Raw genomic sequence first — 24,060 nt, 5'->3', positions numbered from 1 at the left:
TGTGTTACTTCACCGCAGCCGGGCGGGGAGCGGGCGTGAGCGCCTCGCCGACCCGGTCCACCAGCAGTGCCATCTCATATCCCACCTGGCCGACGTCGCACGACCGCGCGGCGAGCGCCGCGAACGAGGAACCGTCCGAAATCGACATCAGGAACAGGAAACCACTGTCCATCTCTACCACGGTCTGCAGGACGGCGCCGCCCTCGAAGCACCTGGCAGCGCCCTGCGTGAGGCTGACCAGGCCGGATGCGATCGCGGCGAGCTGGTCGGCCCGGTCACGCGGCAGGTCCCGCGAGGCGGCGAGGAGCAGGCCGTCCGCTGACACCGCCACGGCGTGCACGACTCCGGGCACCCGGTCGGCGAAGCTCGCCAGGAGCCAACTGAGATCCTGAATCCCCATCTGGGCGGTCATGCCTTCTCCTTGCCTGGGCCGTTCTTGCTGTTCTGAGTGGTCGTTTCCGGCTGCTCGGGCTCACCCGGCTGCCGCTTCCGGCCGCGCTGGACACCCCGGGTGTACGCGGACAGCAGGCCGCGGACCGCCTCTGGGTTCCGCTTCTCCATCGATGTGGTGCCCGTCGAGACCCCGCCCGGCACGAGCTGGGCCATCGGGACGCGCTTCGGCAGGCCGGTGCCGGTGGTGCCACCGGCCGCCGGTGCCGAGGCGGCGCTCGCCGCGGCCCAGCCGCCGTCGGCGGCGGTCTGCCAGCGCTGGGCGGGCGCGGTAGCCGCAGGCGGTGGTGCCGGGCTGACCCTGGCCGGGGTGGCCGGGGCCGGCTGGACGGGCTCTGCCGTCACGGGCGCCTCCTGTGCTGGGGCTGGGTCAGGTGCGGTGTCCGGCCCGGTGGCCGCGACGGGCTCCTCGCCGAACGACCACGGTTCCGGCTCGGAGTGCAACTCCGGGACGTGTCCCGCCGAAGTGAACCACGCCGACTCCATCTCGCGGAAGATCAGAAGTTCCTCGGGCTCCTCTGCGGCTTCCACCTTGATGATGCGGAATTCCGAGGTGAGTGCGTCGGCCGCCGGCGCCGTCTCCGGAGTTTTCTCTGGTACCTGCTGCGCGGCCTCCACCGGCTGCCCGGCTGCCTCCGGCTCCACAGCCGTAGTTGCCTGCGGTTCCGGGGTGACGGCGGTTTCTGCAGCTACCTCGGCCACCTGGGCGGCCGGCTGGATCACCGGGATCGCCTGGGTGTGCTCGGCGGACACCGGCTCGGCGGCCTCGGCCTCGGCTGCTGCCTCCTGCCGAGACACCACCGGCATCTCGAAGGTCACGTCCGGCCGGTTGCCTCCGGGCGGGGCCGGCGGGGCGAACGGCGACACTGCCGCGTTCGGCACTGGGGCGTTCGGCCCGGGCGGCGCGAGCAGGCCGAGCAGGGTCGGCTGTTCGGCCGGGGGCTCGGGAGCCGGCTGGACCGGTTCCGGCTCCGGCTGGGGCTCCGGGGCTGCGGCCGGCGGTACCGGTACAGCCTCGGGGGAAGCCGTGAGCTGACGCGGGATCACGGTGGTCGCCTGGACCGGCTCCTCCACGATCTCCGCGTCCACGATGTCGCGCGGCGGCTGCTGGGCCTGCTGGTTCGCGGGCGCCGGGACCATCGGGAACTGCCCGGAGGAGTCCACGGTCGCGCCGGGCCTGCGGACCGGCAGTTCCCGGGTCATGGGGTTGACCGGGGTCTCCGGTACCTCGGGAGCCTGTGCCGCCGGGGCCTCGGCCTCGGCCGGGGGCTGGTCGGCTCCGGTCAGGTCGTGCCAGCTCGGGACGGGACGGGCAGCACTGGCAGGCGCGGCGGCAGCCGGGGGCTGGCCGAAGGCCGCGAAGCCCGTACCCGCACCGTTCTGCTGCTGGTCCGTCCGGCCCCCCAGCGCGGCGGCGATCCCGCCGACACCCGGCGTACCGGGAGCTGGTGCCGGGTTCTGCGCGAACAGCGAGCCGGTGTTGCGGGCCGGAGCGGTGTCCAGGGCCAGCGGCGCGGCGGGTACTGCGAGGGCCGCCGGGGTGTTGCGGGTGTTCTGGCGCGGCATCGCACCGGCCAGCACCTCGGCCGGCAGGGTCACCTGGGCCACGATGCCCCGTTCACGGGCCGGGGTCAGCTCGACCCGGATCGTGTGCCGGTGCGCCAGGCGGGCGACCACGACGAGGCCCATCATCCGGGAGACGGCGACGTCCACCATCGGCGGCGAGGCCAGCCGCTCGTTGAGCGCGGCGATCTGCTCGGCGGAGATGCCGATGCCCCGGTCCTCGACCTGGAGGACGGCACGCTCGCCGACCCGGCGCGCGTCGACCACGACGGCGGTGTCCGGCGGGGAGAAGGCCGTCGCGTTGTCGAACAGCTCGGCGATCAGGTGCACGAGGTCGTTGACCGCGTGCGGCGCGACCTCGATATCGCGCTCGATGACGCCGAACTCGATCCGGGTGTAGTGCTCGACCTCGGACTGCGCGGCACGGAGCACGTCGCCCAGCGGGGCCGGGTCGCGCTGGATACGCGTCGAGTCGGCACCGGCGAGAACGAGCAGGTTCTCGTCGTTGCGGCGCATTCGGGTGGCCAGGTGGTCGAGCTGGAAGAGCGCTGCCAGCCGGTCCGGGTCCTCCTCGCCCTTCTCCAGCCGGTCGAGGTGGCCGATGAGCCGGTCGACCAGGATCTGGGACCTGCGGGCCAGGTTGACGAACATCGTCGCGACGTTGGCGCGGAGCACTGCCTGTTCCGCCGCGACGCGGACGGCCTCGCGGTGGACCACGTTGAACGCCTGGGCCACCTGGCCGAACTCGTCACGGCCGCGCACGGGCAGCGGGTCGTCGAGCTGGGCGGCGATGGTCTCCGGGTTGGCCTCGCCGGCCACCTCCGGGTCACGGAGCCTGGCGACGGCCTTGGGCAGGCCCTCGTAGGCCACGCCGATGGCTGCCTCACGGAGCTGGCGCAGCGAGCGGACCATCGAGCGGGCGACGACCAGGGCCAGCACGACGGCGAGCAGCAGCGTGGCCAGCACGATGGAGGCCTCGGTGATCACCTGGCGGCGCACGGTGTTCACCGTGGTGGTCGCGGCCGCGGCTGCCGACTCGTCGAGCAGCTTCTCCGCCTCCCGCATCTTCTCCAGCTTGCCGGTGGTCGACTTGACCCACACGGCGGGGATGATCGGGATGTCCTTGCCAGCCAGCGTCTCGTCGAGCTTGCTCTCGAGCGCCGCGACCTCCTGGACCTCCTGGCCGCGCACGATCCGCTCGACGGCGGCGCGCTGGCCGGGGCTGGCTGCGGCGTAGAACTCGCGCAGCGCCTCCTGCTGGCCGGACGTCGACACCTGGTAGGCGCGGAACTGGGCCGGGGAGGCCTGGCCGGTGACCTTGCCTGGCCCGGGGTACAGCGAGCCGAGGACGATGGTCTGCTCCTGCGCCGCGAACTCCTTCGCGCGGGAGAACGCGGCCGACGCGCGGACCTCGTCGGTGACCGCTGACTCCTCCGAGGCCTGCCACACCGCGTTCCGCAGGTCGATCAGGCTGTCGATGAACAGGTCGTACCGGAACATCGCGTCACCGATGGAGATGCCCTGATCGCCGGTGGTGCCCTTGGCGACGGCCTGCCGGAGCGCCTCCAGCTTGGCGATCTCCAGGTCGATGGTCTTCAGCCGGTTCCCGATGACCGTGGTGGTCTTGCCGATCGAGTCGCGCTGCACCTTGTACTCGGCGATCGCGCCGGTCGTACTGGTCTTGCGGCCATTGAACGGCTTGTCGTCGCTGGTCTGCGTCAGCAGGTTCACAGCGGCCGTGCGCTCGTTCTGGAGCGCGTGTACGACACCGGAGGCCTGGGTACTCAGGACGGCCAGGCTTCGCACGTCGTCCGCCGCGTCAGCGCGCTGGCCGGCGTCGACCAGGTTGACGGCAGACAACGTGACGATGGCGGTGATCGGCACAGCGAGGATCAGGCCGAGCTTGGAGCGGACCCGGAAATCACGGAGCCGGGGAAAACGGCCACGGCGGGTGGCCCCAGGGACCGCCCCCTTGGTGGTCGGCATGCTCACAACAGACGTCCTCCCGACGCGCGCTCGGCGTACTCGACTTCTTCCCACCCGTTTGCCGAGCCCCCGAGATTCCATCACGGCCTGCGGCAAAGAGAAAGAGCCCTACGGTCCACTTTGACGGGCTGTGCATCCATTCCTGGCCATCATTGGCCCAATTCATGACGCAAAGTGACCGAATAACTCCGGTACGTAATCATGCGCCCAGGAAGATGACACCCTTTGGGCGTTACCTTGACGCACGTCCAGCCGTGGCGACAAGATGACCGGGTTCTAGGTGATCTTTCTCCCGGCGGGAACAACATGGAGCAACTAGTAAATATCGTCTTCGTCGGGCTCGCAACCGGAACGACGTACGCACTGGTCGGACTGGGTATCGCACTTGTTTTCCAAGTGACTGGAGTGATTAATTTCGCCCAGGGTGATTTCGTGATGCTCGGCGGTATCTTGTTCGCATTGCTGGCCGGCAAGTTCGCGGACCCCGCTGGCAGCCAGCTCGGGCTCTTCCCAGCGGCACTGCTGGCCCTCGCGATCACCACCCTGATCGGCATCCTGGTCTATCTCCTGGTCATCGCGCCCGCCCGCAAGGCTGGCCACGACCGGCTGATCATCCTGACCATCGGCGCCTCGATCACGATCCAGGGCCTGGCCACCCTCGCGTTCGGCACCGACCCGTACGTCGCGCCCCGGTTCAGCGGGCAGAGCCTGGAGGAGCGCTCGGTCGACATCCTCGGTGTCCCGGTCGACACGCAGTACCTGTGGTGCGCGGCGATCACCGGGGTGGCCGTCGTCGCCATGTGGCAGTTCCTGACCAGGACCACGCTCGGTACCGGGATGCGCGCCACCGCGATGGACCCCGAGACGAGCCGCCTGATGGGCATCTCCCCCCAGCGGATGGCGCTGCTCGCGTTCGGTCTCGCCGCCGGGCTGGGCGCGCTGGGCGGCACGGTGCTCGCCCCGCTCAACCAGCCGGACACCACGGTCGGCATCGCGCTGGGCCTGAAGGGCTTCGCGGCGGCGGTACTCGGCGGGCTCGACTCCCCGGCAGGCGCGATCGCGGGCGGGCTGGCCTTCGGGCTGGTCGAGACCTTCGTGATCGGGTACGCGGGCACGGAGTACAAGGACACGATCGGCTTCGGCCTGCTGCTCGCGGTGCTGCTGTTCCGGCCGACCGGCCTGCTGCGCCGCGCCTCGGTGGTGAAGGTATGACCGGGCTGACCTCGCTGCTGGCCAGGCCCGGTGCCAAGCGGCTGCTCGGGTACGCGCTGTTCGTCACCGCGCTGCTGCTCGTGCCTGCCGTCTTCACCCGCCTGCCGTTCTACACGATGGCCGTCGCGAACCTGGTGATCCTCGGCGCGCTGGCGGGCCTCGGGCTCGTGCCGCTGACCGGCCGGGCCGGGCAGATCTCGATGGGGCAGGCGGCGTTCTACGGCATTGGGGCGTACACCTCGGCACTGCTCTCCCTGAAGTTCCACGTGCCTGTCCTGGTGGCCGTCGTCGCTGGCGTGGCGGCAGGCGCCGGGGTCGCCTGGCTGGTCGGCCTGTTCATCTTCCGCACGCAGGGGCACTACCTGGCCCTGGCGACGCTGGCCTTCGGCCTGGCCATCGGCTTCCTGGTGAACCAGCTGGAGTTCACCGGGGCCAACGGCGGCCTGACCGGGCTCAAGCCGCTGTTCGGGATCACCGACCACCTCCAGATGTTCTACATCCTGGCCGGTGTGCTGTTCGTGGCCGTGGTGCTGGTCGACTCGGTGCTGCGCTCCGACGTGGGCCGGGTGCTGACCGCGCTCGGCGACAGCCCGATCGGCACGGCGTCCAGCGGCATCTCGATCTCCGCGCTGCGCCGCTCGGCCTTCAGCCTGGCCGGGGGCCTGGCGGCGCTGGCCGGCGCCCTGCACGCGCACTGGCAGGTCGCGGTGAACCCGGGCATGTTCAGCATCCTCGACTCGGTGATGCTGCTGGTCATGGCGACGGTCGGCGGCCTGCGGACCGTGTGGGGCCCGCCGCTGGGCGCGCTCTGCGTGCTGACCCTCTCCGAGATGTCCAAGCTCTACATTCCGGAGATTCTGCCCAACGCGCACGGCAAGTTCGAGATCGCCGTGTACGGGCTGTGCCTGGTGCTGGTGGTGTTGTTCCTGCCCAGCGGGCTGGCCGGCGGCGCCGGTTCGCTGTGGCGGCGGCTGAGAGGAGCGCGGGCATGACCACGCTGGAACTGAGCCAGGTGACCGTCCGGTTCGGCGGCGTGGTCGCCGTCGACGGCGTGACCCTCCGCCACGACACCGGCGGCGTGGTCGGCCTGATCGGCCCGAACGGGGCCGGCAAGACCACCCTGCTCAACGCGCTGTCGGGCGTCGGGCGGCTCACTTCGGGCCAGATCCGGCTCGACGGGCAGGTCGTCTCCGGCCTGACCGCCGACAAGGTCGCCCGGCACGGCGTGGCCCGTACCTTCCAGAACCTCCAGCTCTTCGGCTCGCTGACCGTGCTGGAGAACGTGCTGGTCCCCCAGCTGCCCGGGCACTGGGCCTCGGCGCTGGCCGGGATCTTCGGGCTGCCGTCCGGCCGGCGGATGCACCGCGAGGTCCGGGCCACCGCCGCCGGGCTGCTCGACCAGGTCGGGCTGACGCCGTACGCGGACACCGTCGCCAGCAGCCTGCCCTACGGGCTCCAGCGCCGGGTCGAGATCGCGCGGGCGCTGGCCGGCCGGCCCCGGGTACTCCTGCTCGACGAGCCGCTGGCCGGCCTGTCCCGCTCGGAGAGCGTCGACCTGACCGACCTGTTCGCCAAGCTGGCCGCCGACGGGATGACCGTGGTGCTGGTCGAGCACGACGTGGCGAGCGTGATGAGCGTGAGCAGCCGGGTACTGGTGCTCGACCGTGGCGCGCTGCTCGCCGACGGCACCCCGGCGCAGGTGACGGCAGACCCGGCCGTGCGGACGGCGTACCTGGGAGAAGAAGAGTGACTGTCCTGGAAGTGGAGGGGCTGGTCGCCGGGTACGACCGGATCGAGGCCCTGCACGGCGTCTCGCTGACCGTCGGTGAGGGCGAGGCCGTCACGCTGATCGGCTCCAACGGGGCCGGCAAGACCACCCTGCTGAAGAGCATCGCCGGCCTGATCACCCCGTGGTCCGGCTCGGTGCGGTGGCACGGGAAGGACGTGACGCGCCGGGCTGCCGAGAAGCGCTCGCGGGACGGGCTCGTGCTCGTACCGGAGGGCCGCAAGGTCTTCGCCGGCCTGACCGTCGAGGAGAACCTGACGCTCGGCGGCTACCACCGCAAGCCCGCCGACCGGAACAAGACCAGGTCAGAGGTGTACGACCTGTTCCCACGGCTGCGGGAACGGCGCACGCAGGCCGCGGGCACCATGTCCGGCGGCGAGCAGCAGATGCTGGCGATCGGCCGGGCGCTGATGGCTCAGCCGAGCGTGGTCCTACTGGACGAGCCCTCCCTCGGTCTAGCCCCGAAGGCTGTAACCGAGGTCACAACCGTCCTCTGTGAACTGGTTCGGCGAGGGTCCACATTGGTCCTGGTGGAACAGAACGCGCACGCGGCCTTCAAGGTCGCGCACCGTGGCTACCTGCTCGATCGCGGCACCGTGGCGGTTTCCGGTCCCGTGGACGAACTCCGGGCCGACCCACGTGTCCGCACGGCGTACCTGGGCGAAACAGTGTGAACAGTCTGTAGTGGACCCTTGACCACTTGCGAAAGTCGCACCTAGCATCCCGAGCGAACCTGACTTGGGGAGATAACGGAGAGGACCACCCGTGAGCAAACCCCGCATGCTCGGCGCACTACTGTCCGCAGTGGTACTTGTCGCGATGAGCGGCTGTGCTGCTGAGAAGAAGGACACGCCGGCGGGCGAAATCAAGATCGGCGCGAGCATCGAGCTGTCCGGCGCGACGCAGGTGCTCGGCGCGACGTTCGAGAAGGCTCTGAACCTCAAGGTCAAGCAGATCAACGACGCCGGCGGGGTGGGCGGCCGCAAGATCAAGCTGATCATCAGGGACAACCAGACCAAGCCCGACGTCGGCCTGGCGAACGTCAACCACTTCATCGACAACGAGAAGGTCTCCGCGATCATCTCGGGTGGGTGCAGCGCGTGCATCGTCAACGCCAAGGCCACCGCGACGACCAAGAAGACCCCGGTCATCGCGCTCGGCTCGGCCAGCGGGATCACCGCACCGAGCGACCCGAACACCAAGTACGTCTTCAAGATCTCGCCGAACCCCGCCGAGGACGCTGACGCCATCGTCAACGAGCTGCACCGCAAGGGGATCAAGAAGATCGGCCTGATCAGCGTCCAGAACGTCTACGGCCAGGACGGCAAGGCCAAGGTCACCGAGAAGGCCAAGGCCAAGGGCATCGAGATCGTCGCGGCCGAGGAGTTCGGCCAGGACGACAAGGACATGACCATCCAGGTCGGCAAGGTCGTCGCCAAGGAACCCGAGGCCGTGGTGGTCTGGGCCGTCATGCCCGCCGCAGGCCTCATCGCCCAGGCGCTGCAGACCGCGAAGTACCCGGCCGGCCAGGTCTACCTCGACGCCGGCGCAGGCGCCGAGCTGTTCGTGAAGGGCGCCCAGAGCGCGTCCGAGGGCACCCACATGGTGTTCCCGGGCATCCTGGCGATCAACGACGCCGTCGCGACCACCCCGCAGGTCACCGCCCAGAAGGCGTGGTTCAGGGACTACTCGGCCGCCTACGGCACCTACTCCGGCTTCGCGTCCTTCGGCGCCGACGCCGTGCAGATGATCGCCGACGCGGTGAAGTCCACCGGCACCACCGACCCGGACAAGATCCGCGACGCGCTGGAGAAGGCCCAGCTCGACGGCATGACCGGCCCGATCAAGATGACGGCGGAGAACCACTCCGGCCTCCAGGCCGAGGCTCTGAAGATCGTCGTCGTCCGGAACGGCGAATGGCGTCTGGCCAGCTAGGCTCCACATAGTACGAAGAAGCGCCGGGCGGTCATCACCCGGCGCTTCTTTTCAGATCACAACCACTTTCTTTGTACCCGCTGCCAGGCACCCGCCGCGCGCCACTGTTCCCGAGCACTGCCCAGCGTCACGTGGAAGACAAGCGTGTGGGACCCCTCATGTCGCTATAGCAGCATGAGGGGTCCCACGATCATGTGGGGACTAGGAAACCCGGCGGGGGATGCCCAGCGGGTTGGACTCCTGGAGGGCTTCGGGGAGGAGGGCGTCGGGGACGTTCTGGTACGCGACCGGGCGGAGGAAGCGGCGGATCGCGGTCTCGCCGACGGACGTGTACATGGACGTGGTCGCCGAGGGCCAGGGGCCACCGTGCTGCTGGGCCGCTGTGACGGCGACGCCGGTCGGCCAGCCGTTGACGAGGACCCGGCCGGCGAGCCCGGCCAGTACCGGCAGCACCTGCGGAGCGACGTCGTCGTCGGCTCCGGTGTGGACGGTTCCGGTGAGGCTGCCCGGGAGGGTGCCGAGGACGGACAGCAGCTCGGCCGGCGAGGCGTACTCGACGATCACCGAGGCCGGCCCGAAGCACTCCTCCAGCAGCGGCCCGGTCAGGGCGGCGGCCGGCGCGGTGAACAGGGCGGGGGCCGGGCCGGCCAGCTGGCGGACGCCGGGGGCCGCGGCGAGGTCGGTGACGCCGGCGGCGTACCCCTTCTCGATGTTCTCGGTGAGGAGCTGCCCGGTGGTGACGGCGGTCAGGTCGAAGGTCAGGCCGTGGCCCTCCGGGAGGAACAGCAGGCCCGGCTTGGTGCAGAACTGCCCGGAGCCCATCGTGAAGGAGCCGATGAAGCCCTCGGCGATCTCCTGCCCGCGTTCGGCGATGGCGGCTGGCGTGACGACGGCCGGGTTGAGCGAGCCGAGCTCGCCGTAGAACGGGATCGGCTCGGGCCGGGCTGAGGCGAGGTCGAACAGCGCCCGGCCGCCGGCCAGCGAGCCGGTGAACCCGACGGCCTTGATCGCCGGGTGCTGGACCAGCGCCGGGCCGGCCTCGAAGCCGTAGACGATGCCGAAGACGCCGGTCGGCAGCACGCGGGCGAGGATCGAGGCGACCAGCTCGGAGGTCCTGGGGTGGCCGGGGTGGGCCTTCACGACGACCGGGCAGCCTGCGGCGAGCGCCGAGGCGGTGTCGCCGCCGGCCACCGAGAAGGCGAGCGGGAAGTTGCTGGCGGCGAAGACCGCGACCGGGCCGAGCGGGGCGAGCATCCGGCGCAGGTCGGGGCGCGGTGCGGGCTTGGCTGCCGGGTCGGCGTGGTCGATGATCGCCTCGAGGAAGGCTCCGGCCTGCACGGCGTCGGCGAAGAGCTCGAGCTGGACGCAGGTGCGCTCCAGTTCGCCGGTCAGCCGGGGCACGCCGAGGTGGCTCTCCTCGTCGGCGGCGGCGATGATCGCGGCGGATTCGGCGCGCAGCTCCGCGGCGACCGCCCGGAGCAGCCCGGCCCGCCGGGTCAGCGGCAGGGCGGCGAATTCGGGCGCGGCGGCGGCAGCGGCCCGTGCGGCCGTGTCTACGTCCTGCACGTGCGTGTGCACCACGTGGGTCTCCTTGCTGGTCGGCCTTCGGTTGTTCGCCCATACCGAACGAACGTTTGCTCTACCGAACGATAGTCGCTCCGCGCCGAACTGGGTACCTGCCGGCCTCCGGGTCCGGGCCGGGGAGGTTTCTGGGTTATGGCCGGCCAGGGGAGCAAAGTTACAGTGATGCGCATGGCGGGACGAATCGCATTATTGCTCGGCGGTGCCGGGGTCGCGTACCGGGCAATCCTCCTCCTTCTCGGCACCCCGTGGAGCTCCAACAGCGACGAGGCGACGATGGGGCTGATGGCCCTGCACATCAGCCAGGGCAAGGCCTTCCCGGTGTACTTCTACGGCCAGCACTACATGGGCGCGATCGAGGCGTACCTGGCAGCGCCGCTGTTCTGGCTCGCCGGCCCGTCGACCCTCGCGCTCCGGCTGCCGAACCTGCTGTTCTACGCGGCTTTCCTGTTCCTCATGTGGCGGCTGGTCGCCCAGCTCTACACGCCCTGGTTCGCCACCGCCATGACCGGCCTGTTCGCCCTGTGCTCCGACCGGATCGCGTACAACCAGCTCGTGTCGGGCGGCGGGTACCCGGAGCTGGTGCCGGTCGCAGCGGCGCTGATGCTGATCGCGGCGGGGCGGAAGCCCTGGTACCTGCTGTTCGGGCTGCTCGCGGGTTTCCTGCTGTGGGACGACTGGCTGGGGCTGCCGTACGTGGCCGCAGCCGGTGTGCTGATGCTCGTCCGGCACAGGCTGACCATCCGGCGAGCCGCCGAGCTGGCCGGCGGTGTCGTCCTCGGCGCGCTCCCGCTGATCGTCCACGACCTCACCGCCCGGGCCGGTGACCGCAGCTGGGAGGTCTTCGGCCAGCTCAGCAACGCCGGAGCCGGGCAGGCCGCCGGGGCAGGGCTGGGCGGGCACCTCGAAGGCGGGCTCCTGATCGGGGTGCCGGTCGCGACCGGGGTGTGCCCGCAGTACTCGTGCCCGCCGGAGACGTACGGCTGGTGGGGCGTCCTGGTGCCGGTACTGCTGCTCGTCTCCGGCTGTGTGGCCTGGCGGAACAAGCAGTGGGCCCAGCTGGCGCTCGTGATCGCCGGCCTGGTCACCATCGCGTGGTTCGTCAAGAGCCCCTCGGCCGTGAACACTCCCCGGGAGAGCGCACGCTACCTCGCATGCTTACTGGTATCGATGCCTGCCGTACTCTGGCCACTGTGGACTGGGGCTTTCCGCTCGGCAGCGTCGCCGGGCAGCCGGACCAGGGGCGGGGTCAACGGCCTGCTCCGGCTCGCCGTGCTGGGCGCCGTCGCCCTGCTGTCCGTCGCTGCGACCTACGGCGCAGCCCGCAAGACCGCCGAGACCCGGGAATCCGACCGGGCACTGGGCCGGCTGGTCACGGCACTCGGCGAGCGGGGCATCACCCGGATCTACACCGAGTACTGGACGTGCAACCGGCTCGCCTTCGCCACCCGGGAACGGATCATCTGCGCAACTGTCGCACCCGACATGGGCCCGGCATATGACCGCGTACCGGGGTATCGGAAAACACTCGAGGAAACCAGGCGGCCGGCTTACGTCTTCCCGGAGAATTCGCGGGAAGGTGAGATCTTCCGGTCGCGGGCGGCAGGCGTACCCTGCACCGCAGTGGCCGGATACCTGATCTACGAGCCCAGCGCCCCGCTCAGCGTCCCACGGCCAGCGTAGTCCGCCATCAATGTGAGGAGCACCATGCCCGGAACGAACCTGACCCGCGAGGAGGCGGCCGCGCGCGGTGCGCTGCTGTCCGCCGACTCGTACCAGGTCACCCTCGACCTCACCCGGGGCCCGGAGACCTTCGCCTCGACCACGGTGATCCGGTTCGCGGCGAGCGAGCCGGGCGCGACGTCGTTCGCCGACCTGATCGCGCCGAAGGTGCACTCGGTGACGCTGAACGGGCGGGAGCTCGACCCGGAAACCGTGTACAAGGACGGGCGGATCGAGCTGGCGGGCCTGGCCGCCGACAACGAGCTGGTCGTCGTGGCCGACTGCGCCTACTCCAACACCGGGCAGGGTCTCCACCGGACGGTCGACCCGGTCGACGGCAACGTCTACGTGTACACGCACTTCGAGGTGCCGGACTGCCGCCGGGTGTTCGCGACGTTCGAGCAGCCCGACCTCAAGGGCCGGTTCACGTTCACGGTGACCGCGCCGGAGGGCTGGGAGGTGTTCTCCAACTCGCCGACCCCGGAGCCGGTGGACGGCACGTGGCACTTCGCCCCGACGCAGCCGATCTCGACCTACATCACGGCGCTGGTGGCCGGGCCTTACCACGTCGTCAGGGACACCTACACCTCCCCGGCCGGGCAGGTCGTGCCGCTGGCCGTGGCATGCCGGGCCTCGGGCGCCCCGTACCTCGACGCGGACAACGTGCTGGAGGTGACGAAGCAGGGCTTCGACTACTTCCTGGAGAAGTTCGACCAGCCGTACCCGTTCGAGAAGTACGACCAGATCTTCGTGCCCGAGTACAACATCGGTGCGATGGAGAACGTCGGCTGCGTGACCATCAACGAGAACTACCTGTTCCGCTCGAAGGTGACCGACGTGCGGTACCAGCGGCGGGCCGAGACGATCCTGCACGAGCTGGCCCACATGTGGTTCGGCGACCTGGTCACGATGCAGTGGTGGGACGACCTGTGGCTCAAGGAGTCCTTCGCGACGTACATCGCGGTGCGCTGCCAGGCAGAGGTGACCAAGTGGCCGAACGCGTGGACGTCCTTCGCCGAGGCCGACAAGAGCTGGGCGCTGCGCCAGGACCAGCTGCCCTCCACGCACCCGATCGTCGCCGACATCCGCGACCTGGCCGACCTGCTGACCAACTTCGACGGCATCACGTACGCGAAGGGTGCCGCCGTCCTCAAGCAGCTCGCCGCGTGGGTCGGCAGTGAGGCCTTCTTCGCCGGCATCCGGCAGTACTTCCGTGACCACGCCTGGGGCAACACCACCCTCGCCGACCTGCTGGCCGCGCTGGAGCAGGCCTCCGGCCGCGACCTGAAGTCCTGGTCGGCCGACTGGCTGCAGACCTCCGGCCCGAACACGCTCCGTCCGGTGTTCACTGTGGACGCCGAGGGCCGGTTCACCTCGTTCGAGGTCCAGCAGGAGGCACCGGCCGACCACCCGACCATCCGCCAGCACCGGATCGCCATCGGCCTCTACGAGCGCGGCGACGCCGGCCTGGTCCGGGTGAAGCAGGTCGAGCTGGACGTGGCGGGCACGGCGACGGCCGTACCGGAGCTGCTCGGCGAGCGCCAGCCGGACCTGGTCCTGCTCAACGACGACGACCTGACCTACGCCAAGATCCGCTTCGACGAGCGCTCGCTCGCGACCGTGCTGGCCGGCACCGGCGAGCTGACCGACTCGCTGGCCCGCGCGCTGTGCTGGACGGCCGCCTGGGACATGGTCCGCAGCGGCGAGCTGGCCGCCGGCGACTACATCGGCATGGCCCTGGCGAACGTGGGCCGGGAGAGCGAGATCGGCGTCGTCGAGTCCATCCAGCGTGGACTGCTCGCCGCCGTCCAGTACTACTCGGCCCGTCCCCGGCCCGAGGTCGCCGACGCCGCGCTCGGCTTCCTCCGGGCCGCCGAGCCGGGCAGCGACCTCCAGCTCTCCTGGGCGCGGACCTTCGCCCGCCTCGCCGGTACGGACGAGCAGCTCGGCACCGTCGCCGCGATCCTCGGCGGCACCGAGACCATCGCCGGGCTGTCGCTCGACGCCGAGCTGCGCTGGGCGTACCTGACGCCGCTGGTCAAGAGCGGTAAGGCCGGAGAGGCCGAGGTGGCCGCACAGCTCGCGACCGACCAGACGACGGCGGGCCAGCAGCACGCGGCCAGCCTGCTGGCGAGCCGTCCCGACGCCGGGGCCAAGGCCGAGGCGTGGGCTTCCGTGATCGACCGCGACGACCTGTCCAACGGCATGCAGGAGGCCATCCTGGGCGGCCGGGGCGGCGGCACGGGCGCTGGCTTCGGCCAGACGGGCCAGGCGGAGCTGCTCGCGTCCTACGTGGACGAGTACTTCGCGGTCCTCGACCGGATCTGGGCCAGCCGCCCGGGCGAGATCTCCCGCAACATCGTGGCCGGCTTCTACCCGGCGTGGGCTGTCGAGCAGGCGACGATCGACAGGACCGACGCGTACCTCGCCGAGCACAACCCGGTCCCGGCCCTGCGCCGCATCCTGGTCGAGCAGCGCGACGAGGTGAGCCGCTGGCTGCGCGGCCGCTCGATCGACGCCTAGAAACACGACACTGGCGGCGGCTCCCGGTCAGGGAACCGCCGCCAGCGTGCGTTCTGGCCTAGGCCAGGGTCAGCTTGTACGTGCCGCCGACGCCCGGCGAGGGCTGGAGGCCGCTCGGGTGGTCGCCATTGAGGCTGATCGTCAGGTTCGACGTGTCGGGGGCTGTGCGGGTGTCGAGGGCGAGCTTGAACTCGAGGACGCGGCTCGCGCCGGCCTTGATGGTGCTGAGCTTCATGCAGCGGATACCGCGGCCCTCGATCGTGGTGCCGTCCAGCGTGCAGTTGTCGGGCAACGGGCCAGCGGCCGACACGTTCAGCGGCACGTAGACAACCGCCCACACCAGCTCGGCGTCACCGGCACCCTGGTTCGCCAGGGTGACCTTCAGCGTTCCCTGCCGTTTACCGTTCACCGCCGGGCCGAAGGCCAGATCGGTGCTCGACACGGCCAGCCGGGCGAAGTTCGGGTTGGCTGGGAAGCTGGCCGGGCCGCCGGTCTGCGCGAAGCGCTGGCCGTTCCAGCGGTACACCCGCTCCTGGTCGATGCGGTACTTGGCGTCGATGGCGTCGGTTTCCATGCCGGCGAAGTCGCCGACCTTCGCGCTGATGCTGCCGTCGCCTGCCGCCTTCACCGTGAGGATCTGCGCCAGGTCGGTACCGGGCTTGCGGGTGTTCGAGGTGGCGACGACCGTGCCGATCGTCCGGATGCCCCCGTCTGCCGTCCGGCCGAACGCGATGATCTGCCGGGCGTCGCCCTGCTGGCCCTGGCACTTGAAGAGGCCCACAGCGTCCTGGCTGCCGTCACGGTCCACATCGGCGGCGACGGCATCCATCACCTCGAGGTGCCCCGTCGTGTTGGCGGCGGTGCGTCCGTTGGTCAGCTTCCGCATACCGGAGCAGTCGTTGTTGAACCCCTGGGACAGCCCGGTCTGCCAGCCCGGGATGGTCAGGGTGGCGTTACGGAGGTCGATCGGCTGGAAGGACGGCTTGGTGGAGCCAGCCCCAGCAGTGCTTCCCGGGGTGACCGTCTGGACCGGAGCCGGGGCCGCGCTCTGCTCCGGGGTCTGCTCGGGCGCCGCGGCGACGGTGGGCTGAGTGGTGCCGGCCGGCACGCTGGCTTCCGGAGTGGAAGGTGCCAGAGCGAAGGCAGAACCGGCGACCAGGCCGATGACGGCCAGTGCCGAGCCGGACAGCATCGCGCTGCGCTGGAAGGCGAGCTTGCGGGAGGTGGTCAGAACACGGTCGCGCAGGTCCACGGAAGTGACGTCCTCGGAGAGCAGGGTGAGCTGGGAGCGGAGCAGGTTGTCGTCGCTGGGCTGGTTCATCGGGCACCTCCGAAGTGGGCGAGCTCTGGAGCGACCGACCGGAGCCGGGCCAGGGCCTTGGCCGTCTGGGATTTGACGGTGCCGAGCGCGATGCCCAGCAGTTCGGCCGTCTCGGCCTCGGTGTGGTCCTCGAAGTAGCGCAGGACGAGGACGGCACGCTGCTTGTCGGTGAGCTTGAGCAGTGCCTGGCGCACGGTGATCTTCAGCGCTGCGGGGTCGGTGTCGTCGGCCCGGCCCCGGTCGGGCATCTCGCCCGGCAGGGACTCGGCCACCCGCCGCTTGCGCCACCAGCTGATCTGCAGGTGGTACATCGTCTTGCGGGTGTACGCCTCGGCGTTGCCGACCGCGTGCAGCTTCTTCCAGCTCCGGTGGGCCCTGGCGAGGGCGCTCTGCACCAGGTCCTCAGCGAGGTGCTGGTCACCGGTCAGCAGGTAAGCGGCCCGGAGCAGGGCGGGGGTTCTGGTGCGGACGAATTCGTCGAACTCGTCGGCGAGTGTGGTCACGCTGGACACCGTCACGGACTGGGAGGGAGGGGAGTAAGTAGCGACGAACGTTGCGTCCGCCATGTGCGCTCCTGGGCTGGTTCGTCGGGGTAGGTGTTGTTGTCGACACCCACCAAGACGCCAGCCCGGTGATCAAGGGTTGCCGGTCAGCGGAAAACTTTTTCCGTCCACTCCGGAGCTCTCCATCCGGAGTGGACGGTCAAGTGACTACTGTCTATGCGGACAGCTTCGCGTACGCCGGCTTGATCACCTCGTTGATCAGGACGAGCCGCTCGTCGAACGGGATGAACGAGCTCTTCATCGCGTTGACCGTGAACCACTGGAGGTCGGCCCAGCCGTAGCCGAACGCCTCGACCAGCAGCGCCATCTCCCGCGACATCGACGTGCCGCTCATCAGCCGGTTGTCGGTGTTGACCGTGACCCGGAACCGCAGGTCGTGCAGCATGCCGATCGGGTGGTCCGCGATCGTGTCAGCGATGCCGGTCTGGAGGTTGGACGACGGGCACAGCTCCAGCGGGATGCGCTTGTCGCGCACGTAGCTCGCGAGCCGGCCCAGCTTGCGATCGGGCGAGATGTCGTCGACGATCCGCACGCCGTGGCCGAGCCGGTCGGCCCCGCACCACTGGATCGCCTCCCAGATGCTCGGCAGGCCGAAAGCCTCGCCGGCGTGGATGGTGAAGTGCGCGTTCTCCCGCTGGAGGTACTCGAACGCGTCGAGGTGCCGGGTGGGCGGGAAACCAGCCTCCGCCCCGGCGATGTCGAAGCCGACGACGCCCTGGTCGCGGTACGTGACGGCTAGCTCGGCGATCTCCATCGACCTGGCGGCGTGCCGCATCGCGGTCAGGAGCGTGCCGACCCGGATGTGCTTGCCCCTGGCCGCGGCCAGGGCGGTGCCCTCCCGGAAACCCTCCAGCACCGCCTCGACGACGGCTTCGAGGGACAATCCGTTGGTGACGTGCTGCTCGGGGGCGTAGCGGACCTCCGCGTACACCACGCCGTCGTCGGCGAGGTCTTCCGCGCACTCCCGGGCGACCCGGCGGAGCGCGTCGGCCGTCTGCATCACGGCCACCGTGTGGTCGAACGTTTCCAGGTACCTGACCAGCGAACCGGAGTCCGCGGCCTCGACGAACCAGCGGCCGAGCGCCTCGGGCTCTGTGGCGGGCAGCTCGTGGCCGATCGCGGCGGCCAGCTCGATGATCGTCGCGGGGCGGAGGCCGCCGTCGAGGTGGTCGTGCAGGAGCGCCTTGGGCGCGGAGCGGATCTCTTCCAGCGTCGGTGCCATGCAGAGACTCTAGTCGTCCGACCAGGGCGGTACCGGCGATAGCGAGACAACTCACCCGCGCGACAATGGCCCGATGCTGCCCGAGATCCTGGCCGTTCTCCGTTGCCCCGTCTGCGGCACGGCGTTCGGGACGCCGTTCGTCTGCGAGGGCGGCCACTCGTTCGACCGGGCGAAGCAGGGCTACGTGAACCTGCTGGCCGGCAAGGATCCCGGTACCGGCGACACCGCCGACATGGTCGCCCGGCGCGCCGCGTTCCTCGCCCGGGGCTACTACGCGCCGATCGCCGCCGCCCTGCCCGCCGTGGACGGCCTGGTGCTCGATGCCGGGGCCGGTACTGGCTACTACCTGGCGGATGTGCTCGACCGCTCCCCCGGTGCCCACGGGCTCGCGCTCGACCTGTCGAAGTTCGCCGTACGGCGGGCCGCGAAGGCGCACCCGAGGATGGCGGCGGCCGTGGCCGACTGCTGGGCCGGGCTTCCCGTGGCCGACGAGTCCTTCGACGCCGTGCTGAACGTGTTCGCGCCGCGCAACGCCGCCGAGTTCAGCCGGGTACTGAAGCTGGGCGGGACACTGACGGTCGTGACCCCGCTGCCGGAGCACCTCGCCGGCCTCCGGGAACCCCTCGGGATGCTCGGCGTGCAACCGGCCAAGTCGGAGCGCACGGACGGAGTACTGGAAAAGCATTTCCTTCTTGAAACGGAAACGGTGGTCCGGGCGACGATGGACCTGGACCGGGCAGCAGCAGCCGACCTGGCCGGGATGGGGCCGAGCGCCTGGCACACCGACCCCGAGGCCCGGGCAGCGGCGCTCCCCGAGCAGGTCAGTGTGGATCTGGCCCTGAGAGTCGCGGTATACGGCCGTACTCCAGGGTGAACATCACGGCCATGACCACCGGCAGCAGCGCGAGCTGAGCCAGCGCCGACACCGTCAGCCCGACCGGGACCGTGCACAGCGCCGCGACCGCGCCCAGCACCCGCCAGCGCAGCGTGCCGATCCGCAGCACCCGGCGGAACCAGACCTCGCCGAGCAGGAACAACGCCACGCCGCCGGCCAGCGCCAGCGCGCCGGACAGGTAGGCGTGGTCGGTCGGGTGGCCGATCGCCTTCTTGACCCCGGCGGACATGCAGACGATGCCCAGCAGCATCGGCAGATGCGCGTAGCCGAACCCGTTGAGCGCGGCCCGTGCCCTGGTCGCCGGGTTCGTCAGGTGCTCCATCGCGTGCTCGGCCGCCGTGTCGTCGCCACCGAAGTACGCCCACCAGAGGTGGTAGGCGAGCGTCAGGCCGAGGACAGCCGCGGCGACCAGCGGAACGTTGATCGGCAGCCCGGCCGCGCCCACGCCGATCGCGATCACTGACTCGCCGAGCGCGATGATGACGACCAGCCCATGCCGCTCGACGAAGTGCTCGGAGCGGATCGCGAAACCCTGCTCGACCCGGTGCAGGTAGGGAGTGGACATCTGGAGAACCACGGCCGCCAGCCACAGCACGTACCGCCACGGCTCCGCCGGGAGCAGGCCGCCGGCCAGGACCAGCAGCGCAGAGGCGAGATTCAGCGGGGCGAGCCGGAGCATCACCTGCTTCAGTCTCGGCCCCTGCCCCTTGGCCAGCAGGAACGTGTGTACCAGGTTGACGACCAGGTACCCGACGCCGAAGGCCACACCGGCGTCACCGAACGCCTTCGGGATCGCCAGCCCGATCAGCAGGAACCCGCTCATCCCGATGATCAGCATGAACCGGCGCAGCGTGTTGTCGATGACGACGGTGTTGGTGACCCAGGCGTACCCGGCGTACATCCACCAGATCACCGCCAGCATCAGCAGCACCCGGAGCAGCCCTGCCGCGTTCATCCCCTCGACCAGGCTCGTGGTGAGCTGCGTGATCGTGAAGACGAACACCAGGTCGAAGAACAGCTCCAGCGTGGACACCCGATCGTTCACTGCGACAGCTTATTCTTCCTGCTCTTCTACTCTTCGCGGTTCACGAGATCCGGGCCGAACGCCGGCAGGCAGATCGCGATGTACTCCGCGCCCTCAGCCCCCGGCGTCGTGTACCTGACCCGCTCCCCGGCCCTGGTCAGCACGGCCTGCCCGGCCTTCACGTCCAGCGCCCCGCCGTCGTGCTCGACCCGCACCGTACCGGTCAGCACCACAGTGATCTCGTCGAACTCCGGCGTCTGGGCCGGCTCCTCCCAGCCACCGGGCGCGGCCATCCGCGCGACGGACACCGCGGCGGAGCCGGTGTTGACCCGGCCGACGAACTCGTCGATGGTCTTCCCGCCGGGCACCGGGATCCGGGTCGGCTTGGCGATCAGCTCAGGCATGCCACTCCCCTGTTCTAGGCTTCGACGCGTTCGAGGATAAGGTCGCGGGCCTGCCCTGCCGAGCCGATCTCCCACGCGCCGGCCAGCGACTGGCGGGCACCGGCCAGCCGGCTCTCGTCCTCGGCACGCAGCTCCATCAGCACGTCGCCGGCCCGCACCTGCTCACCAGGCTTGCGGTGCAGCACGATACCGGCGGAGGCCGACACCGGGTCCTCCTTGCGCGCCCGGCCGGCACCGAGCCGCCAGGCCGCGACCCCGACCTGGTACGCGTCGAGCGTGGTCAGGACACCGCTGGACTCCGCGCGGATCTCCTCGACGATCGGAGCCTGGGCGAGCGGGGCGTCCGGGTCGCCACCCTGGGCCGCGATCATCGTCCGCCACGCGTCCATCGCCCGGCCGTCCTTGAGGGCGGCCTCGGGGTCGGCGTCGATCCCTGCGGCGGCCAGCATCTCCCGGGCCAGGGCCAGGGTCAGCTCCACGACGTCGGCGGGGCCGCCACCGGCCAGCACCTCCAGGGACTCCTCGACCTCCAGCGCGTTACCGATCTTGAGCCCGAGCGGCGTGTCCATGTCGGTCAGCAGCGCGATCGTCTTCACCCCGTGCGCCGTCCCCAGCCCGACCATCGTCCGGGCGAGCTCCCGGGCCGTGGCCAGCTCCTTCATGAACGCGCCGGAGCCGACCTTCACGTCCAGCACCAGCGCCGACGTACCCTCCGCGATCTTCTTGCTCATGATCGAACTGGCGATCAGCGGAATGGCCTCGACGGTACCGGTGACGTCGCGCAGCGCGTACAGCTTGCGGTCGGCGGGCGCCAGCTCGTCGCCTGCCGCGCAGATCACCGCGCCGGTCGTGGCGAGCTGCTGCCTGAACTCCTCATTGGAGATCTTCGCCCGCCAGCCGGCGATGGTCTCCAGCTTGTCGAGCGTGCCGCCCGTGTGCCCGAGCCCCCGGCCGGACAGCTGCGGCACCGCGGCACCACAGGCCGCGACGAGCGGGGTCAGCGGCAGCGTGATCTTGTCGCCGACGCCACCGGTGGAGTGCTTGTCGACCGTGGGCCGGGGCACGCCGGACAGGTCCAGCCGCTCACCAGAGGCGATCATCGCGCTCGTCCACCGGCTGATCTCCCCGGGCGTCATCCCGTTGAGCAGGATGGCCATCGCCAGCGCCGACATCTGCTCGTCGGCGACCACCCCGCGGGTGTAGGCGTCGATCACCCAGTCGATCTGCTCGTCGCTCAGCGCACCCTTGTCGCGCTTGGCCCGGATCACGTCCACTGCATTCATCACGGACTGAGCCTAGCCCCGCCGGGCCTGACCACGGGCCGAGTCCCCGACGATCATGACCTTCGTCCCTCGTGTTCTTGACCAAGCCCGAAGTGGCCCGGTGAGAGCGGATCCAAACAGCCTCAGAGCTCGAAGGCGTGGGGCAGGAGGTCCCGCATCGGGATCGGGCCGTCCTGGTGGTCGATCAGGCAGTCCGGGCCACCGTGCTCCCACAGGAGCTGACGGCACCGGCCACACGGCATCAGTGCCTCGCCAGCACCGTCCACACAGGCCATCGCGACGAGCCTGCCCCCGCCCGTCGAGTGCAACTGGGAGACCAGGCTGCACTCGGCACACAGGGCCAGGCCGTACGAGGCGTTCTCCACGTTGCAACCGGCGATGACCCGGCCGTCGTCCACGAGCGCCGCCGCCCCGACCGGAAACTTCGAGTACGGCGAGTACGACCTCGGCAGCATCGCCTTCGCAGCAGCCCGCAACTCATCCCAGTTCACGTCCATAGGATCACCATAACCTGGCTGATCTTGAGCACTGCCAGAACTCTGGGACTGCCGCCGAGGCCCCTCCGCCACGGCAGGGAGTAGCGTTGCTGTGTGCATCTGCCGCCCGCCGAGTGGTACGCGAGCCTCCCGAGCTTTCTCGCCTCGGCGACCGCCTTGCTCACCGATGACGCAGGCCGGATCTTGCTGGTCAAGCCGAACTACCGGCCCCACTGGAATCTGCCGGGCGGCGTCCTGCACGGCGACGAGCCACCGCACGCCTGCTGCACCCGTGAGGTACGTGAGGAACTCGGTGTCGACATCGTCACGGGCGGGCTGCTGGTAGTCGACTGGGTCCCGCCTACGGCAGACCGCAAAGCCTGGTTTGGCTTCGTGTTCGACGGCGGCGTGCTCCCGCCCGGTCAGAGCATCGAGCTTCAGGCCGACGAGCTCGACGGCTACGAGTTCGTGCCAGCAGATGAGGCAACCACGAGACTGACCACGAACACGGCCAACCGGCTCCGTGCCGCACTCCAGGCAAAGGCGGCCGGCACGACTAGGTATTTGTTCAATGGGCGCGAGGTGCACACACCGCCCGCGCCCCATCAAGCCAGCCTCTGACTTCCGGCAGCTGTTCGAACACCGACAGCTGGCTCATGAAATCCGAGCACCTGGAGACCAGCCGGGCTGATCGAAGAGTCGCCGCAGCCCGGACGGCGGGAGTAGCCAGATGAAGAGCACGGCCGAAATCACCGAGCCGGGCATGCACAGACGCGGCGCTTATCTGATGGAGCGCCGTGGCCCTGACCGAACTCCCCGGCAAATCCAGCGCCGGCCCGGAGTATTCGGCAGCGGCTTCATACTCACCGAGGTCGAGCAGGCAATGCATGATCGCGCCATGTCTGTGCGCCGCACTTCCTGCCCCCAGCCACCCCGGAATGTCGTCCCGTCGCGTGCGCCCCAGCAGCCATTCGGCCCGCTTGATCGCGGTGAGACATGCCCTCGGATCGCCCGCCAGCGCGTGCCCGCGAGCCTCGGTCGTGGCGAGCTGTGCCAGCAGAGCACCCGGAGCGCGGCGTGCGACCGCTGAGGTGGCGGCGCGTGCAAGCTGAGCTGCGGTCCGGCCGTCACGGAGAAAGATGTGCTGGTTGGCGAGATTCGACATCACGTAAGCGCCGAATACGACGTCGCCTGCCTCCTTGGCCAAGGCAAGAGCCTGGATCGCGTACCGCTGGCCGAGAGCGAGGGCTCCGGCGTCGAACAACATGTAGCTCATCGCCTGGGTCAGATCTGCGGCGGCAGACAGAAGGAGGCGCCCCACAGATCCGGTGTAACTGCCGTGCAGGAGGGGGCCGACCTGGCGGGTGAGGTAGTCCGCCAGCAGCGCCAGCGCGTAGCCGCCGCCATGGCGACTGTCCAGGTCCGCAAACGATTGACGGTCTGATCGCAGGCGTTCCACATCGGCGGTCCCGACACTCACGAGGCCTGAACGGCTCGGGGCGGACGCCGACGGGTCGAAGGTCCATCGCCAGCCAGCTTGCACGCTGGCGGCCGACGACAACGTTTCGGCCGTGTTGTCACGCCGGTGGACGGGAAGCCTCCACAGGGCTGTCGCGGTTTCGACGGCTGCCGCCACAGTATCGGGCATCTTCAGGAAGTCATGCCGCGCGTCCGTGAAGAGAAGCTCGGGACTCACCGGGCGGCCAAGCCGTGCGGCTAGCACGTTAGCGATAAGGAGTGGTGCGGGGTGCGCTGGTGAGGCTCCGCGCAGCCACCTGTGGACGGAACTGGCGTCATACCTCAGATCCAGTCCGTGAGCAGAACGGCCCAGCTGATTGACCCTCCTGGCAAGGCCGGCGTTGCTGACCTGCGCTTCGCCGATCAGATCGCTCAGGACTGTGTTGCTGACCGAGCGTTGGAATTCGCGCATAGTCCTCACCGCCCCGCCCTACGGCCGCATGCAGGAGCAGCGAACCCGGATGGACGTCATCGTATCGGCACACAGCGCCGAAAGGGACGTACGCACAACCCTGCACAACGGCGCACAATCCAGCACCTTCACCAAGGACCCACTTTCCCTGTCATCGCCTCCACGCGCGAAAGAGACTGGGCTG

General features: G+C 69.9%; 19 protein-coding genes and 1 pseudogene. 9 read left to right on the top strand and 11 right to left on the bottom strand.

Annotation, left to right across the window (positions count from 1 at the left end):
- Positions 1 to 4: 4 nt before the first annotated feature.
- Both A3G1_RS0102825 and A3G1_RS42065 read right to left on the bottom strand, forming a co-directional pair.
- On the bottom strand, positions 5 to 412 hold the full coding sequence (locus A3G1_RS0102825; RefSeq protein ID WP_018347945.1) for a roadblock/LC7 domain-containing protein: 408 nt from the start codon (positions 410 to 412) through the stop codon (positions 5 to 7).
- Positions 409 to 3,999, bottom strand: coding sequence for a sensor histidine kinase (locus A3G1_RS42065; protein ID WP_040477508.1), 3,591 nt, complete (start codon positions 3,997 to 3,999; stop codon positions 409 to 411). The genes A3G1_RS0102825 and A3G1_RS42065 overlap by 4 nt, the downstream gene beginning before the upstream one ends.
- Before the next feature lie 306 nt (positions 4,000 to 4,305).
- On the opposite strand from A3G1_RS42065, the gene A3G1_RS0102815 reads away from it, so the two are divergent.
- The 5 genes from A3G1_RS0102815 to A3G1_RS0102795 all read left to right on the top strand — a co-directional run bounded on the left by A3G1_RS0102815 (position 4,306) and on the right by A3G1_RS0102795 (position 8,932).
- Positions 4,306 to 5,211, top strand: coding sequence for a branched-chain amino acid ABC transporter permease (locus A3G1_RS0102815; protein WP_026211750.1), 906 nt, complete (start codon positions 4,306 to 4,308; stop codon positions 5,209 to 5,211).
- Positions 5,208 to 6,203 carry a branched-chain amino acid ABC transporter permease gene (locus tag A3G1_RS0102810; RefSeq protein WP_018347942.1) on the top strand — a complete coding sequence of 332 codons (996 nt, stop codon included), beginning with the start codon at positions 5,208 to 5,210 and terminating at the stop codon, positions 6,201 to 6,203. Before A3G1_RS0102815 ends, A3G1_RS0102810 begins: the two co-directional genes overlap by 4 nt.
- Positions 6,200 to 6,961 (top strand): ABC transporter ATP-binding protein, encoded by a 762-nt coding sequence (locus A3G1_RS0102805; protein WP_018347941.1) that lies wholly within the window; start codon positions 6,200 to 6,202, stop codon positions 6,959 to 6,961. Before A3G1_RS0102810 ends, A3G1_RS0102805 begins: the two co-directional genes overlap by 4 nt.
- Positions 6,958 to 7,671 carry an ABC transporter ATP-binding protein gene (locus A3G1_RS0102800; protein WP_018347940.1) on the top strand — a complete coding sequence of 238 codons (714 nt, stop codon included), beginning with the start codon at positions 6,958 to 6,960 and terminating at the stop codon, positions 7,669 to 7,671. The genes A3G1_RS0102805 and A3G1_RS0102800 overlap by 4 nt, the downstream gene beginning before the upstream one ends.
- 91 nt (positions 7,672 to 7,762) lie before the next feature.
- A complete protein-coding gene (locus tag A3G1_RS0102795; protein ID WP_026211749.1) occupies positions 7,763 to 8,932 on the top strand; it encodes an ABC transporter substrate-binding protein in 1,170 nt (389 codons plus the stop codon).
- A gap of 201 nt (positions 8,933 to 9,133) precedes the next feature.
- Here A3G1_RS0102795 and A3G1_RS0102790 read toward each other — a convergent pair whose 3' ends face one another.
- On the bottom strand, positions 9,134 to 10,513 hold the full coding sequence (locus A3G1_RS0102790; protein ID WP_018347938.1) for an aldehyde dehydrogenase (NADP(+)): 1,380 nt from the start codon (positions 10,511 to 10,513) through the stop codon (positions 9,134 to 9,136).
- 171 nt (positions 10,514 to 10,684) lie between these two features.
- On the opposite strand from A3G1_RS0102790, the gene A3G1_RS32835 reads away from it, so the two are divergent.
- Positions 10,685 to 12,196: a hypothetical protein gene (locus A3G1_RS32835; RefSeq protein WP_157640862.1), complete on the top strand. Its 1,512-nt coding sequence runs from the start codon at positions 10,685 to 10,687 to the stop codon at positions 12,194 to 12,196.
- A gap of 24 nt (positions 12,197 to 12,220) precedes the next feature.
- Positions 12,221 to 14,758: an aminopeptidase N gene (gene pepN, locus A3G1_RS0102780; RefSeq protein ID WP_018347936.1), complete on the top strand. Its 2,538-nt coding sequence runs from the start codon at positions 12,221 to 12,223 to the stop codon at positions 14,756 to 14,758.
- Positions 14,759 to 14,816: 58 nt separating this feature from the next.
- Here the strand turns inward: pepN and A3G1_RS0102775 are convergent, their stop codons facing one another.
- From A3G1_RS0102775 to A3G1_RS0102765, 3 genes are all read right to left on the bottom strand, one after another.
- Positions 14,817 to 16,079, bottom strand: coding sequence for a dihydrolipoyllysine-residue succinyltransferase component of 2-oxoglutarate dehydrogenase complex (locus A3G1_RS0102775; RefSeq protein ID WP_018347935.1), 1,263 nt, complete (start codon positions 16,077 to 16,079; stop codon positions 14,817 to 14,819).
- Positions 16,076 to 16,645, bottom strand: a complete 570-nt coding sequence (locus tag A3G1_RS0102770) for a SigE family RNA polymerase sigma factor (RefSeq protein WP_018347934.1) — start codon at positions 16,643 to 16,645, stop codon at positions 16,076 to 16,078. The genes A3G1_RS0102775 and A3G1_RS0102770 overlap by 4 nt, the downstream gene beginning before the upstream one ends.
- Before the next feature lie 151 nt (positions 16,646 to 16,796).
- The gene (locus tag A3G1_RS0102765) at positions 16,797 to 17,864 is read right to left on the bottom strand and encodes an adenosine deaminase (RefSeq protein ID WP_018347933.1); all 1,068 of its coding nucleotides are present in this window, start codon (positions 17,862 to 17,864) and stop codon (positions 16,797 to 16,799) included.
- A gap of 73 nt (positions 17,865 to 17,937) precedes the next feature.
- Here A3G1_RS0102765 and A3G1_RS0102760 point away from each other — a divergent pair, with 73 nt between their 5' ends.
- Positions 17,938 to 18,738 (top strand): methyltransferase domain-containing protein, encoded by an 801-nt coding sequence (locus tag A3G1_RS0102760; protein ID WP_018347932.1) that lies wholly within the window; start codon positions 17,938 to 17,940, stop codon positions 18,736 to 18,738.
- Here the strand turns inward: A3G1_RS0102760 and A3G1_RS32830 are convergent.
- The 4 genes and pseudogenes from A3G1_RS32830 to A3G1_RS0102740 all read right to left on the bottom strand — a co-directional run.
- Entirely contained in the window at positions 18,686 to 19,804 is a 1,119-nt protein-coding gene (locus A3G1_RS32830) for a low temperature requirement protein A (protein WP_018347931.1), read from the bottom strand. The genes A3G1_RS0102760 and A3G1_RS32830 overlap by 53 nt on opposite strands.
- 26 nt (positions 19,805 to 19,830) lie before the next feature.
- Entirely contained in the window at positions 19,831 to 20,187 is a 357-nt protein-coding gene (locus tag A3G1_RS0102750; RefSeq protein WP_018347930.1) for a cupin domain-containing protein, read from the bottom strand.
- A 14-nt stretch (positions 20,188 to 20,201) separates the two neighbouring features.
- A complete protein-coding gene (locus tag A3G1_RS0102745) occupies positions 20,202 to 21,470 on the bottom strand; it encodes a thymidine phosphorylase (RefSeq protein ID WP_040477316.1) in 1,269 nt (422 codons plus the stop codon).
- Positions 21,471 to 21,595: 125 nt separating this feature from the next.
- A pseudogene (locus A3G1_RS0102740) lies at positions 21,596 to 21,967 on the bottom strand (cytidine deaminase); the annotation flags it as partial.
- A gap of 93 nt (positions 21,968 to 22,060) precedes the next feature.
- Here A3G1_RS0102740 and A3G1_RS0102735 point away from each other — a divergent pair.
- The gene (locus A3G1_RS0102735; RefSeq protein ID WP_018347927.1) at positions 22,061 to 22,567 is read left to right on the top strand and encodes an NUDIX domain-containing protein; all 507 of its coding nucleotides are present in this window, start codon (positions 22,061 to 22,063) and stop codon (positions 22,565 to 22,567) included.
- Here A3G1_RS0102735 and A3G1_RS32825 read toward each other — a convergent pair.
- Complete coding sequence (locus tag A3G1_RS32825; protein ID WP_157640860.1) at positions 22,515 to 23,876, bottom strand: NsdA family TPR-like regulatory protein; 1,362 nt, start codon at positions 23,874 to 23,876, stop codon at positions 22,515 to 22,517. The genes A3G1_RS0102735 and A3G1_RS32825 overlap by 53 nt on opposite strands.
- Positions 23,877 to 24,060: the final 184 nt, after the last annotated feature.

The organism is Longispora albida DSM 44784 (assembly GCF_000379825.1).
Taxonomy (GTDB): Bacteria; Actinomycetota; Actinomycetes; order Mycobacteriales; family Micromonosporaceae; genus Longispora; species Longispora albida.
Note: the sequence above shows the minus strand (reverse complement) of the source record. Positions and strands in the feature narration are given on the sequence as shown.